Annotated in this window: 11 protein-coding genes and 1 tRNA gene; 8 read left to right on the forward strand and 4 right to left on the reverse strand. The window is 44.1% G+C overall.

Annotated elements, in window-relative coordinates; translation table 11 throughout:
* The first annotated feature begins 50 nt into the window (after positions 1-50).
* Positions 51-126: transfer RNA gene (locus CTN07_RS06100), tRNA-Thr, on the forward strand.
* 256 nt (positions 127-382) lie between these two features.
* On the opposite strand, the gene mrcB is transcribed toward CTN07_RS06100, so the two are convergent.
* Positions 383-2,926, reverse strand: coding sequence for a penicillin-binding protein 1B (gene mrcB / locus CTN07_RS06105; RefSeq protein ID WP_005297667.1), 2,544 nt, complete (start codon positions 2,924-2,926; stop codon positions 383-385).
* Between the two features lie 180 nt (positions 2,927-3,106).
* Positions 3,107-5,599, reverse strand: coding sequence for an ATP-dependent helicase HrpB (hrpB, locus tag CTN07_RS06110; RefSeq protein ID WP_005297665.1), 2,493 nt, complete (start codon positions 5,597-5,599; stop codon positions 3,107-3,109).
* Positions 5,600-5,822: 223 nt separating this feature from the next.
* Between hrpB and sfsA the strand changes: the two genes are divergently transcribed.
* The 7 genes from sfsA (at position 5,823) to panC (ending at position 11,978) form a co-directional block, all read left to right on the forward strand.
* Positions 5,823-6,536 (forward strand): DNA/RNA nuclease SfsA, encoded by a 714-nt coding sequence (sfsA, locus tag CTN07_RS06115; protein WP_005297662.1) that lies wholly within the window; start codon positions 5,823-5,825, stop codon positions 6,534-6,536.
* Between the two features lie 129 nt (positions 6,537-6,665).
* Entirely contained in the window at positions 6,666-7,115 is a 450-nt protein-coding gene (dksA, locus tag CTN07_RS06120) for an RNA polymerase-binding protein DksA (RefSeq protein WP_005297660.1), read from the forward strand.
* 265 nt (positions 7,116-7,380) lie between these two features.
* On the forward strand, positions 7,381-8,271 hold the full coding sequence (gluQRS, locus tag CTN07_RS06125) for a tRNA glutamyl-Q(34) synthetase GluQRS (RefSeq protein ID WP_036764796.1): 891 nt from the start codon (positions 7,381-7,383) through the stop codon (positions 8,269-8,271).
* Between the two features lie 56 nt (positions 8,272-8,327).
* Positions 8,328-9,776 (forward strand): polynucleotide adenylyltransferase PcnB, encoded by a 1,449-nt coding sequence (gene pcnB / locus CTN07_RS06130; RefSeq protein WP_080551703.1) that lies wholly within the window; start codon positions 8,328-8,330, stop codon positions 9,774-9,776.
* Positions 9,773-10,258 (forward strand): 2-amino-4-hydroxy-6-hydroxymethyldihydropteridine diphosphokinase, encoded by a 486-nt coding sequence (gene folK / locus CTN07_RS06135; protein WP_036763212.1) that lies wholly within the window; start codon positions 9,773-9,775, stop codon positions 10,256-10,258. Before pcnB ends, folK begins: the two co-directional genes overlap by 4 nt.
* Before the next feature lie 25 nt (positions 10,259-10,283).
* Entirely contained in the window at positions 10,284-11,078 is a 795-nt protein-coding gene (panB, locus tag CTN07_RS06140; RefSeq protein ID WP_005297653.1) for a 3-methyl-2-oxobutanoate hydroxymethyltransferase, read from the forward strand.
* Positions 11,079-11,087: 9 nt separating this feature from the next.
* Positions 11,088-11,978, forward strand: coding sequence for a pantoate--beta-alanine ligase (gene panC / locus CTN07_RS06145; protein WP_005297652.1), 891 nt, complete (start codon positions 11,088-11,090; stop codon positions 11,976-11,978).
* A 115-nt stretch (positions 11,979-12,093) separates the two neighbouring features.
* Here the strand turns inward: panC and CTN07_RS06150 are convergent, their stop codons facing one another.
* Together CTN07_RS06150 and CTN07_RS06155 are read right to left on the reverse strand one after the other, a co-directional pair.
* Positions 12,094-12,864 carry an ABC transporter permease gene (locus CTN07_RS06150; RefSeq protein ID WP_005297650.1) on the reverse strand — a complete coding sequence of 257 codons (771 nt, stop codon included), beginning with the start codon at positions 12,862-12,864 and terminating at the stop codon, positions 12,094-12,096.
* The gene (locus CTN07_RS06155) at positions 12,861-13,784 is read right to left on the reverse strand and encodes an ABC transporter ATP-binding protein (protein WP_005297648.1); all 924 of its coding nucleotides are present in this window, start codon (positions 13,782-13,784) and stop codon (positions 12,861-12,863) included. The genes CTN07_RS06150 and CTN07_RS06155 overlap by 4 nt, the downstream gene beginning before the upstream one ends.
* Positions 13,785-13,849 lie beyond the last annotated feature (65 nt).

Consider the following 13,849-nt stretch of genomic DNA (forward strand, 5'->3'; position numbering starts at 1 on the left):
TTCGATTTTGTGATATCTCATTTGAGTGTCTTGAAATCTACAGATTTAGTGCCGACTTAGCTCAGTAGGTAGAGCAACTGACTTGTAATCAGTAGGTCACCAGTTCGACTCCGGTAGTCGGCACCATCTATTAAGAAACCTCATCATCTGATGAGGTTTTTTTTCATCTCAATAAAATCAATCCCCTACTCCATCACTCAATATTTACTACGCTACGTCCTTCAATATTTGTTTCCGTGGTAACGGTCCATCCCCGATGTGATTTTAGAGCTAGCCTTAGCAGACTCAGTACATCGCCCTATCCTTACGATACTGAATATAAAAAAAATCCCCAGCATATTTCTATACTGAGGACCTCATTGACTCAATTAACGCGCAAATATTAATTTGCAAACATATTCTGAATCCATGCGGCAGGTTGCTTGCTGCCACCACCTTGGCACGCAGCTTTCAAACTGCCATTTTGATCCCACGCAGGAAGTGACACATTACCACCACAATCAAAACGTAATGTACCATTACTTAAGCGTTGATACTTCACCGTACGGATTTGTTGAGGCCAGGGTAAACGCAATGGCTCTGGTTTACGGCGTGTTAAATACTCACCATAAATACGCAGCGCTCCACTTGAGCCAGTTAAACGCACCGATTTGTTATCATCACGTCCAACCCAGATCGCGACCACTTCACGTCCATCAGCCCCGGCAAACCAACTATCACGAGATTTATCCGTAGTACCAGTCTTACCCGCAAGTGAGGCATAGCCAAATTTACTCTGGAGATAACGAGCTGTCCCTTCACTCACAACCCGCTTCATGGCATAGGTTGTAAGCCAAGCGGCCTGTAATGGCACTACCTGTTGATATTTAGGCACATGCTGATACACCACCTTCCCTTCTTTTGTCATCACAGCACGTAACGCAGATAACGGCGCTCGTTTTCCGCCACTGGCAATACTTTGGAACATCTGGGTCACTTCAAGCGGTGTTAAAGTAAATGAGCCCAAAAGGATCGATGGCACATGAGGTACTTCATCTGGATTCACGCCAAGTTCGCTTAATGTATGAATGACGTCTTTTAAGCCTACTTGCAAACCTAGATTCACTGTCGGTACGTTAAGAGATTTAGCTAAAGCCAAATACAGCGGTACAGCACCTCGGTATTTACGATCATAGTTACGAGGTTTCCAGTTATCCCCATTACTACCTCGCAGTACAATCGGCTTATCATCTAAAGTCGTTGCTAGGGTATAGCGATTCGGTTGACGCAGAGCAGAGAGATAAACCGCCGGCTTAACCAATGAGCCAATTTGACGACTTGCATCTAAAGCTCGGTTAAAACCAGCATATCCGGTGCGACTTCCTCCGATCATGGCACGGATCTCACCACTCATTCGATCTGCAGCCACCATAGCAGTTTCCACTTGCATCCCAGCTCGTTTATTTAGCTGCGGCACCATAGCCTCAACGGCATCTTCAGCATCTTGCTGGGAAACCGGATCTAAGGTACTAAAAATCTTCAAGCCATAACCTAATTGGTAAATATCACCAACACTGTCTCTTAGCTCTCGACGTAATAAATCAAAGTAAGCGGGCTGACGAGTGGCTATCTGCGGTGCTTTTTGTACTCCCAGCGGCTTGGACGCAGCAAGCTCATACTCTTGACCTGAGATAATGTCATTATCCATCAATAATCGTAGAACGAGGTCTCGGCGCTCTCTAGTACGCTCAGGGTGTCGCCAAGGGTTAAATTGTGATGGTCCTTTAACCATACCCACCAGCATAGCCAACTGCTCTGGTGCCAGCTCTTGTACTGGGCGACCAAAATAAAGTCGAGCACCTAAAGCAAAACCGTGGACCTCTTTGCCACCATTTTGCCCCATGTACACCTCATTTAAATACGCTTCTAAGATGCGATCTTTGCTATAGCGATAATCTAAAATTACGGCAATATACGCTTCTCGGATCTTACGCCATAAGCTTCGTTCACGACTTAGGAATAGGTTCTTTGCTAACTGCTGCGTTAAGGTACTGCCTCCTTGAACGGTTCGCCCGGCCCTTAGATTGACAAACAGAGCACGAGCAATCGCCATTGGAGAGACACCATCATGCTCATAAAAATCACGATCCTCGGTCGTAATTAAAGCTTGGCTTAATAACTTAGGAAATTGGTTTAATGGCAAGAACATACGCTGTTCATCGCTGGTAGCTCCCAGCATACCAAGCATTTTGGGCTCTAAACGAACATAACCCAATTTACGGTTATTGCTCATATCAACAATTGAGCTAATTTCACTGCCACTAAAATTAATTTTTACGTGACGGCGCCCTTCTTTTCCGGTTGGGAAATCAAAAGCACGACGAATAAACTCAATAGAATGGCTAGATGCGGCATACTCACCAATTTGATTTGGCTGAGCCACTTTATGGTACTGCAACACATCCAATTCGCGTTTTAAGGCAGGAAGAGAGAGCGTAAGTCCGGGCTCAAGAGTGAGTACTCGACCATAAACAACTGAAGGTAACTGCCATGTTTGGCCGTCCATTTTGCTGCGTACCACATTATCAAGATAAATACCGATAACTAGCAAAATAGCCAATACAACTAGACCAATTTTAAAAGCAAGCCAAGCCAGTTTTTTCTGCCAAGTTGATACTTTTGCGGTTTTCGCTTTCTTCTTTTTTGATGAGGTTTTCTTACTTGGTGCTTTTTTTACTGCCGGCTTCTTTTCTGCCGTTTTTTTCGGTTCAGGCTTTTTTGCAGGCGCTTTCTTGGCTGGCGGTTTTCGGGTAGGCGTTTTTTTATCTTCCCCCTCATCGCCCGTTTTTTTTCGGCGAGAGCTGGGTCTTTGGGCGCACTTTCGTTGAGAAAGAGACTGATTGTGAGCGCTAATATGGCTTATATTGGCAGGCAACTTAGTCATCATCCATCACTATTTGATTATCTAATTATCGATTCCTAAATGCCATGATACCTGATTATGAATCCTGTTCATATATACAGGTATCATGGTTTGCGACAATTGACGCGAATCGATAACTTAAACCAGTGGGAAATAGCTCAGCACAACGCCTGATATCTATTATTTATCTCTGTTATTAAAGTCTTAAAGCTGGCGTTTAGTCTTTCGGGTTGGAATATGACTTGCTGGATCATCAGGCCACGGGTGCTTGGGATAGCGCCCTTTCATCTCTTTTTGTACCTCTCGGTAAGAGCCTTGCCAAAAAGCCGCTAAGTCTTGAGTGATTTGTAGCGGCCTTTGTGCAGGCGATAACAGCTCTAACACCAATCGAACTTGACCATTAGCAATCGAAGGAGATGTTGGTTCGCCAAACATCTCTTGCAGTTTAACCGCAAGAACAGGCGGCTGATGTAACTCATAACGCAAACGAATATTCGATCCCGTTGGCACCTGATAGTGAGTAGGCAACCATAGGTTAAGTTGTTGCATCGCTTCCCAACCAATATACGCCTCTAGTGCTGCGACCAGATTAAGTTTGGCTAAAGCCTTAAAAGAATTTATGCCCTGTAGATAAGGCGCTAACCACTGATCTAGGCCTTGTAATAAGCCGTTATCACAGAGATCAGGTAAAGTCAGGTTAAGATTCCAATGCTGAGCATTTCGCGCTCGTACCAATAGATTTTGACTGGCTTCATTCCACGGCAGACAACTTAGCCCTTTACGGCGCACTGCATTTAGTAACGCTTCAGCCGTCTGATCGGCACTCGGTTCAGGTAACGCTTTTGTACTCACAATTAACTGACCACAATAGAGACGCTCTTCTGCGGTTAATCGCCCTTTTTTCTCATCCCAATCTAACCAAGATTTACGTTCAAACAGATAAGGCAAGTATTGCTCTAATAGCGCAATATCCGCAGCCACTGCACTAAATATTCGACTATCACCTTGTTGTGTTCGTACTAAATCTGCCACCACTAAATAGTCATTACCAGCAAGCTTCTCATCGTCATTAATCATGGCTCCTTGTCCATTTGCCAATCCATAACGGCCTAATTGAGTACGTGCTTTAGCAATGCGATCGGGATAACCGGCGGCAAGAATAACCGCTATCAGTTCAAGGTGGATCTGGCCTGGCTTGATCTGGTGGCCAAACTTAGTTGCGTACTGCTGAGCTCGTTGCAAATAGCTGCCACCTTGAGCCAGTTTTTTTTCATCCAACAGATTAAGGGCAAAAGCTAAGTCTGGATTATTCACCCCTTTAGGTGGATTTTCTAGCAATGCCACTAACAGAGCTGCCGTTGCTACACCATGGTCATACCCTTGCTCAGTCAGTTGCTCGCCTTGCAATAGCATCAATCCATGACGAGGATCGGTTCCAAGTTGATAGAGTCGTTGTCCTAGCTCGGTCAACTGTCTATCTATCTGACAAAGCCCAAGACGTGACAACAGCTGATACGCCGCTTGCATGGATGATTTAGGCGGTAGAGTGAGCCATTGCAGGTCGCTGATATCACGACATCCCCACTGAGCTAATTCCAGCGCCAATGAGGTTAAATCAGCTCGTTGAATCTCAGGGACAGGAACAATGGGCTGACGACTTAATTGTTCTTCACTGTAAAGACGCACACAGATTCCAGGTTCTAATCGTCCTGCTCGACCAGCTCGTTGTTCTGCCGATGATTGAGCGATTTTGACCAATTCTAATCGGCTAATACCGCTACGACCGTCCCATTGTGCAATGCGCTCTAAGCCACAGTCGATGACTAACCGTATGCCTTCAATGGTTAAACTGGTTTCTGCAATATTGGTCGCCAGTACCACTTTTCGCTGCCCTTGCGCCGTTGGCATTATGGCTTGTTGCTGGGCAGATAAACTCTGTTGACCATATAAAGGAGCAATCACAACATTAGCACCAAGATCGTGCTGCTGTAATAGCTCCTCAACCCGCTTGATTTCACCAACACCAGGCAAAAATACTAATATAGAGCCCGTTTCCGTTCGTAGCAGTTGCAGGATGGCTTTACTGCATTGCTCGGTCAAATCACGAATATTTCGCAGAGACTGATAACGGTATTCTATCGGATAGCAACGACCTTGAGACTCAATATAATGGGCCTCTGGCAGTAAGTTTTGTAGTGCCTGTTGATCTAAGGTTGCCGACATCAATAAGATTTTCAGATCATCTCGCAACGCTTCTTGAACTTCCAAAGCCAGAGCAAGCGCGGTATCGGCATGAATACTACGCTCGTGAAACTCATCAAAAATCAGTAGCTCGATGCCATTAAGCTCAGGATCTTGCTGAAGCATCTTGGTCATCACCCCCTCAGTTACAATCTCTAACTGAGTTTGGCTGCTAACCTTATTTTCACCTCGCATGCGCAATCCCACCGTTTGGCCAACCTCTTCACCTAATTGAGATGCCAAATAGCGAGCAATATTACGAGCCGCCAAACGTCTAGGTTCCAGCAAAATTATCTTTCCTGAACACTTTTCTGAACAAAATGCCGTTCTAAGCAAATGCAGCGGTAATTGCGTCGATTTACCTGCCCCTGGAGGCGCTTTTAAGATAAGTTGGGAGCCAGATTGCAATGCGGTTGTAATATCTGCTAATACTGCATCAATAGGAAGTTGAGCCACAGCGGAGCCTTTTAATCATTAAATACGTCACTATTGTAACGGGCTTGGGATAAAACTTGCAGTCTCATCAAAAACGAATAGACCACAAAAACACCTTATTTTGTGTATATTTTTTGCTTATTAATGGCACCATTTGCAAAACCTATGGTCTGAATGCTGTTCAAAATAGCAGAAAACATGACAGATTCGCTATATTTGTACGTAAAACAAACAAAGAGGTTCTATGAAGTTTGCAAAACCACTACAACCTGCCACCCTCATTAAACGCTATAAACGTTTTTTAGCCGATGTGTCCTTAGCAGATGGCCGTGAAATCACGATTCATTGCGCAAATACAGGGGCCATGACCGGTTGTGCGGAACCAGGAAGTACGGTTTGGTATTCCACCTCCGATAACCCAAAGCGTAAGTATCCCAATAGTTGGGAGCTCACTTACACTCAGCAAGGAAATTGGATCTGTGTAAATACCGCTCAAGCAAACCGTTTGGTAGAAGAAGCGATTAATCATCAAATCATTCCTGAACTCGCAGGCTACAGCACTCTGCGTACAGAAGTGAAATATGGCAGTGAAAACAGCCGAATTGATATCCTACTGCAAGATGAAGCGAAAGCGGATTGCTATATCGAAGTCAAAAGTGTCACGTTGCTAGCAGAACATGGGCAAGGCCTATTTCCTGATGCTGTGACGACTCGCGGTCAAAAACACCTTCGAGAATTGATGGAGATGGCACAACAAGGACACCGAGCGGTGCTTTTTTTCGCTATTTTGCATTCAGGGATTGAAAATGTCGCTATCGCACACCATATAGACCCGAACTATTACCATTTACTTAAACAGGCGGAACAGGCAGGCGTCGAGATCATCTGTTATCAAGCAAGTATTGCAACAGATGAAATGGCAATCAATAAACGGCTACAATTTCACCATTCAAACTGAAAAATGTTGAATTCTTCACATTGGTGTAAAATTGAAGATAAGCTGTAATTGCCACCAAAGAACCTTTCTGCTATAGATACCGCCCATTTTTAACCAGTGACGGTTATTAGGTATATTAGGAGATGCTATATGCCAGAGAGCAACGTTAAAAAATCACTAGGCATCCTGGCTATTGCTGGGGTACAACCTTACCAAGAAAAAGCAGGCGAAGAGTACATGGGTGAGGCTCAACTTGAGCACTTCCGTAAGATTCTCGATGCTTGGCGTAACCAGCTACGTGAAGAAGTTGGTCGCACAGTAAACCACATGCAGGACGAAGCCGCGAACTTCCCAGATCCTGTAGACCGCGCAGCGCAGGAAGAAGAGTTCAGCTTAGAACTTCGTAACCGCGACCGCGAGCGTAAGCTAATCAAGAAAATCGAAAAAACACTTCAGCGTATCGAAGATGATGATTTCGGCTTCTGTGATTCATGTGGTATCGAAATCGGTATTCGTCGTCTTGAAGCTCGCCCAACAGCAGAACTTTGCATTGACTGTAAAACTCTCGCTGAGCTAAAAGAAAAACAGATGGCTGGTTAATCCTTAACAAGGTATTATGCAGCAGCAAGAAAGAGGGAGCAGAGTGCTCCCTCTTTCTTTTGTCTCTATTTATGGCAATTGAAACCCAATTACGACATTAGAGACTCTTTATTATCGGATAGGCTGTTAATGATAGTTGCAAAACCATTGCACCCATATTCTTGACACCAAACTGATTAGCTTTCTGCTTAAGTGGGCTAATCAGTTTGGTTGCCCTATTCGATCCATTAACCGTAAGCCGTTTAATTTAACTGCCTTATTTGTTATGAGTACAGAACGCAATCATCAATATGTTGGCCGCTTTGCCCCATCACCATCAGGACCACTCCACTTTGGTTCTTTGGTGGCGGCATTAGGAAGCTATTTACAAGCCAAGTCACAACAAGGTCGCTGGATCGTCCGAATCGAAGATCTGGATCCACCTCGTGAAATGCCAGGTGCTGCCGATGATATATTGCGTACCTTGGATGCCTTTGGGCTACATTGGGATGGCGAATTGATGTATCAAAGTCAGCGCCTTGATGTATACCAAAGCCAAGTAGAACACTGGTTAGTAACGGGTGATGCCTACTACTGTCAATGTACTCGTAAACAGATCAAAGATGGCGGCGGCTACTATTTAGGAACTTGTCGCCACCTCAATCACGGTGCAGATGAAAGTTCAATTCGACTTAAAATAGATAATCCAATAACTCACTTTATCGACCAACTTCATGGCCGTATCGACATTCCAGCACAATTAGCCGCTGAAGACTTTATCATTCGCCGCCGCGATGGTCTGTTTGCTTATAATCTTGCCGTGGTACTCGATGATATTGAACAAGGTGTTACCGAGGTGGTTCGAGGTGCCGATTTGATTGAACCAACGGGTCGTCAAATTAGCTTGTACCAATTATTGCAACAACCTGAAGTGAGTTACTTACATTTACCATTAGCTACAATGGATAATGGTTGTAAGTTATCTAAACAGAATCATGCTCCTGCTATCAACAAACAGGATCCTAGACCGCAGTTATTGGCCGCAATGCATTTTCTTGCCATGCAGCCACCTAACGAATTAGCGTCTAATTCTATTGAAGAAATACTGAGTTGGGGCATCGCGCATTGGCAAGTAGATAACCTGCCACAAGCGACAGCCATCACTCTGGCATTCTAAAATGTGCAGCCGTGATATATCATATGCGGCTGTCTGTTGAACGATATATATGAAAAATGGGGTGTTTTATTTTTAGTCGAGTTGCCACTTTCTGCCGTAAGATATTGAATCGACAAGCTTCTGATGAGTTCACTGAGGATCAGAGTTTGCAAGTTTACCAACGTCAAGAACACGGAATTTCAAGAAAAGACATCAGCGAAAATGCGTTGAAGGTGCTTTATCGTCTAAATAAAGCGGGATTTGACGCCTATCTTGTTGGTGGTGGCGTCCGTGATTTACTACTCAACAAGCAGCCAAAAGACTTCGATATTGCAACCAATGCAACACCCGAAGAGATCAAAGCCCTATTTCGTAACTGTCGTTTAGTCGGACGTCGTTTCCGTTTAGCTCATATTTTATTTGGTCGAGATATTATTGAAGTTGCGACCTTCCGTGGTCACCACTCAGATCCTCAACCACTACCAAAAGAAAAAGAAGCTAAACAGAAACAGACTTCAGCGCAAAACCAATCAGGCATGCTATTGCGTGATAACGTATATGGCACCATTGATGAAGATGCTGAACGTCGCGATTTTACTATCAATGCGCTTTACTACAGCGTAAAAGATTTTACTGTGACCGATTATGCTCATGGTGTTGAAGATCTTGATGATGGCATCATTCGTTTAATAGGCGATCCTGAAACACGCTACCGAGAAGACCCTGTACGTATGCTGCGTGCAGTTCGCTTTGCAGCAAAGCTTGATATGAACATCGAGCGTAATACCGAAGCACCAATCAAACAACTGGCTCACCTGCTGCAAGATATTCCAGCGGCACGCCTGTTTGAAGAGAGTCTGAAACTGCTGCAATCAGGTCAAGGTTTAGCGACTTATCATCTATTGCGTCAATACAATCTATTTGAGCAACTATTCCCACTGCTTGGCGAACACTTCACAGAAGATCGTAGCAGCCAAACAGAACTGATGCTTGAACACATTCTGCAAGCAACAGATGAGCGTATCGCTGAAGGCAAGCGCATTAACCCTGCATTTATGTTTGCTGCTATGCTGTGGTATCCATTAATGACTCGTGCTGAAGAGATCACCTATGCTAGTGGCCTAACCTTCTATGATGCATTTATGGTTGCGGCAAACGACATCTTAGATGAACAGGTTCGTAGTATTGCTATTCCTCGTCGTCATACCACCACGATTCGTGATATTTGGATGCAACAATTACGCTTTAGCCGTCGTACCGGTAAACGCGCATTTAAGATGTTTGAGCATCCGAAGTTCCGTGCAGCGTTTGATTTCCTAGAGATGCGTAGCCACTTCGAACAAGACGACATCAAAGAACTGGCAAAATGGTGGCAAGACTTCCAAGCTGCAGATCGTTTTGTTCGCAGCAAAATGGTACAAGCGATCAACGACAATGGCGGTAATCCTCAACGTCGTCGTCCACGTCGCCGCCCTCGTCGTAATAATGGACCTAAAAAGCCACAGCAGACGAAAACATCATCATGATCCGAGCTTATATTGCGATCGGCAGTAACTTGGGCGATCCTGTCGCCCAAGCAAAAAGTGCCATTGAAGCACTTAAAAACACACCTGATATTTATGTGGTTGCAGAGTCGTCCCTCTACAGCAGTAGCCCAATGGGACCTCAAGATCAACCCGACTATATTAATGCGGTTGTTGCTATCGACACCCCATTAGCTCCATTAGACCTACTGGACAGAACTCAGGCGATTGAGCTTGAGCATGGTCGTGTGCGAAAGGATGAGCGTTGGGGCCCTAGAACACTGGATCTCGATATCATCTTATATGGCGATCTAGTGCACGATTGTGAACGTCTAACCGTTCCACACTATGGAATGAAAGTGCGTGAATTCGTACTTTATCCACTGGCCGAAATTACCCCTGATCTGGTACTGCCTGATAACACATCTTTGCAAGCGTTATTAACTCAGGTAGACCGTAACGGCTTAGCTATTTGGCATAAGTGAGTAAGATTAGGGCAAGGGAGAAGCTATGAAAAAAATTACTATTAACGATCTGATGACATGGAAGCGTGAAGGTCGTAAGTTCGCATCAATTACTGCATACGATGCGAGTTTTGCTCAACTTTTTGAGCAACAAGAGGTTCCAGTTCTACTGGTAGGTGATTCATTAGGTATGGTGCTACAAGGCAAACCCGATACCTTACCCGTAACAGTAGAAGATATTGCTTATCACACACGTTGTGTTCGTGCTGGCAATCAAAACTCCTTATTAATGGCAGATATGCCGTTTATGAGCTACGGCACCCCAGAACAAGCCTGCGATAATGCCGCGCAACTGATGCGAGCTGGCGCCAATATGGTGAAGCTTGAAGGTGGCGCATGGCTGGCAGAGACCATCACAAAACTGACAGAACGCGCAATTCCTGTTTGTGCTCACTTAGGGCTAACACCTCAGTCAGTTAACATTTTTGGTGGCTTTAAAGTGCAAGGTCGTGACGCAGACCGCGCTGAGCAGATGGTAAAAGATGCTATTCTACTTCAGCGTGCTGGTGCTCAAGTGATTCTGCTTGAATGTGTACCAGTTAGTCTAGCCGAGCGAATTACCAACGCGGTTGATGTCCCTGTCATTGGCATCGGTGCCGGTAATGTAACCGATGGTCAAATTCTGGTTATGCATGATGTGTTCGGTATTTCAGCTAATTACATTCCTAAGTTCTCCAAGAACTATCTAGCTGAAACTGGAGACGTGCGTGCTGCAGTTCGTAAATTTTTAGAAGAAGTTGAATCAGGTGCATTTCCTGATGCTCAACGTACCTTTGAATAAGGAATAGAGATGCAAACATTCGCCGATATTGCCTCAATGCGAGAGCAAGTTCGCACTTGGCGCCGTGAAGGTCGCCGCATTGCTTTTGTTCCAACTATGGGCAATTTACACGACGGTCATATGCGCTTGGTACGTAAAGCGCGTAAATATGCAGATATTGTCGTGGTCAGTATTTTTGTCAACCCAATGCAGTTCGACAAACCAGAAGATCTACAAAACTATCCTCGCACTTTAGACGATGATCTAACTAAGCTAGATGCAGAACATGTTGATGTAGTCTTCACCCCAACACCTGAAATGATGTACCCACAAGGTCTTGAATCACAAACTTTTGTTGAAGTGCCTATTCTTTCACAAATGCTAGAAGGTGCTCTACGTCCAGGTCATTTCCGTGGTGTAGCAACTATCGTTACCAAGCTGTTTAATATCGTGCAGCCTGATGTAGCTTGCTTTGGTGAAAAAGACTACCAGCAACTAGCATTAATTCGCCAGATGGTTAAAGACATGGCGATGGACATTGAGATCGTTGGTGTACCAACAGTTCGTGAGCTGGATGGCCTTGCGCTAAGTTCTCGTAATGGTTATCTAACCGTTGATGAACGCCAGCGTGCTCCTGTGTTGGCTCGCACTATGCGTTGGGTTAGCAGTCAGATGCGTGGTGGCCGTACCGACTATGATGATTTGATTGTTGATGCCAATGATCAGCTGCGTGCTGCGGGTTTACAGCCTGATGCTAGCTTTATTCGCGATGCTGTAACGCTGCAACCAGTAAGCGAAACTAGCACTAAAGCCGTTATCCTCATGGCTGCGCAACTAGGTAAAGCTCGTCTTATCGATAACCAAGTTGTTGATCTTACGCCAATACAAACCACAACTGTCACCGAGGCAGTTGAAGAGTAATCATTCATTACTGAATATTAAAAAACGCAGCCTCTATTTTTATAGAGCGCTGCGTTTTTTTATATCACAAATGGAGTGATATTAAGTTTGGATATATCGCTTTGGGATATCCTGCTTAAGTTCGTAGACCAATACCTTTTGAAATTAAGTGATACGCCACCGCATAAAGTGCAGCAACAAGAACAACTAATACTGCAAACGAAGTCCCGATACCCACATCCGATACTCCTAAAAAGCCATAACGAAACGCATTGACCATATAGACAATAGGGTTAAGTTTTGACACGCCTTGCCAAAACTCAGGCAGCAGATCAATAGAATAGAAAACACCACCAAGATAGGTTAAAGGGGTTAATACAAAGGTGGGAATAATACTGATGTCATCAAAAGTACGCGCAAATACGGCATTAATCAAACCACCGAGTGAAAACACAATAGAGGTTAAGACAACCGTCGCAATCACTACGCCAATATGGGCAATAGAGAGTTTGACAAAGAAGAGTGACACCATAGAAACAATAAAGCCCACCCCAAGACCACGTAAAACACCACCGCCGACATAACCCGCAATGATGATGTAATTAGGTACTGGCGCAACTAAAAGCTCTTCAATATTGCGCTGAAACTTCGAACTAAAAAAGGAAGATGCGACATTCGAATAGGAGTTCGTAATCACCGACATCATAATTAAACCCGGCACGATATACGCCATATAGCTAAAACCGTGCATCTCTCCGATTCGACTACCGATCAAATTACCAAAGATAATAAAATACAGGGTCATGGTGATTGCAGGTGGCACCAATGTTTGCACCCAAATACGGGTAAAACGATGAACTTCTTTGGTGATTAAACTCTTAAAGGCGATCCAATATTGGTGTCTCATGCCTTATCCTCTTTTGCTTGCGCCACCAATGTGACAAATAACTCTTCTAAACGGTTGGCTTTATTTCGCATCGATTGCACATTGATGCCCTGCTCTGACAATTGGGCAAAAACATGATTTAGGCTTTCACCTTTATTAATCTCAATCTCTAAGGTTGTGCTATCAAGCAAACGCCACACAACCTGTTCAAGTGCTACGGTTTCAATAGGCGCACTGAGATCCAGAATAAAGGTCTCAGCCTCCAATTTGCTCAATAATGATTTCATCGTGGTGTTTTCGATTAACTCACCATGATTAATAATGCCGATATTACGACACAACATCTCAGCTTCTTCTAAATAGTGGGTGGTCAAAATAATGGTCACCCCTTGTTCATTGATACTGCGTAAGAATGTCCACATAGATCGGCGAAGTTCAATATCTACCCCCGCAGTTGGCTCATCTAAGATCAATAATTTAGGTTCATGCATCAGAGCACGAGCAATCATTAAACGGCGTTTCATTCCACCAGATAAATTACGAGCTCGCTCCCCTCGTTTACCCCAAAGATCCAACTGAGAGAGATATTTTTTAGCTCGCTCTTTAGCAACAGAGCGTTCAACCCCGTAATAGCCCGCTTGGTTCATCACAATTTGTTCTACGGTTTCAAAAGGGTTGAAATTGAACTCTTGCGGTACGAGTCCAAGCTGATTTTTTGCTTCAACTTTTTGCTTATCTAAGTCAAAACCAAAAATACTAACCGAACCAGATGTTTTATTTACCAACGAACTTATGATACCGATTGTCGTCGATTTACCAGCACCATTTGGACCTAGAAGCGCAAAAAAGTCACCTTTCTTAACTTCTAAGCTCATGTTTTTAAGGGCATTTACTCCACCCTTATATATCTTATTTAAATTTTTTATTTCCAGAGCGTTCATAAAATGCGATCTTATTGTTAGAAAATTACATAACTAATCCGATTTGCTATCAGCTCAGCTTGTGT

Source organism: Photobacterium damselae (assembly GCF_003026815.1).
Lineage (GTDB): Bacteria > Pseudomonadota > Gammaproteobacteria > Enterobacterales > Vibrionaceae > Photobacterium > Photobacterium damselae.

What these genes read in the sequence shown, in the direction of transcription:
- mrcB (WP_005297667.1), bottom strand. Translation starts at nt 2,926, where the DNA reads ATGATGACTAAGTTGCCTGCCAATATAAGCCATATTAGCGCTCACAAT.
- sfsA (WP_005297662.1), top strand. Translation starts at nt 5,823, where the DNA reads ATGAAGTTTGCAAAACCACTACAACCTGCCACCCTCATTAAACGCTAT.
- dksA (WP_005297660.1), top strand. Translation starts at nt 6,666, where the DNA reads ATGCCAGAGAGCAACGTTAAAAAATCACTAGGCATCCTGGCTATTGCT.
- gluQRS (WP_036764796.1), top strand. Translation starts at nt 7,381, where the DNA reads ATGAGTACAGAACGCAATCATCAATATGTTGGCCGCTTTGCCCCATCA.
- pcnB (WP_080551703.1), top strand. Translation starts at nt 8,328, where the DNA reads ATGGGGTGTTTTATTTTTAGTCGAGTTGCCACTTTCTGCCGTAAGATA.
- folK (WP_036763212.1), top strand. Translation starts at nt 9,773, where the DNA reads ATGATCCGAGCTTATATTGCGATCGGCAGTAACTTGGGCGATCCTGTC.
- panB (WP_005297653.1), top strand. Translation starts at nt 10,284, where the DNA reads ATGAAAAAAATTACTATTAACGATCTGATGACATGGAAGCGTGAAGGT.
- panC (WP_005297652.1), top strand. Translation starts at nt 11,088, where the DNA reads ATGCAAACATTCGCCGATATTGCCTCAATGCGAGAGCAAGTTCGCACT.
- CTN07_RS06150 (WP_005297650.1), bottom strand. Translation starts at nt 12,864, where the DNA reads ATGAGACACCAATATTGGATCGCCTTTAAGAGTTTAATCACCAAAGAA.
- CTN07_RS06155 (WP_005297648.1), bottom strand. Translation starts at nt 13,784, where the DNA reads ATGAACGCTCTGGAAATAAAAAATTTAAATAAGATATATAAGGGTGGA.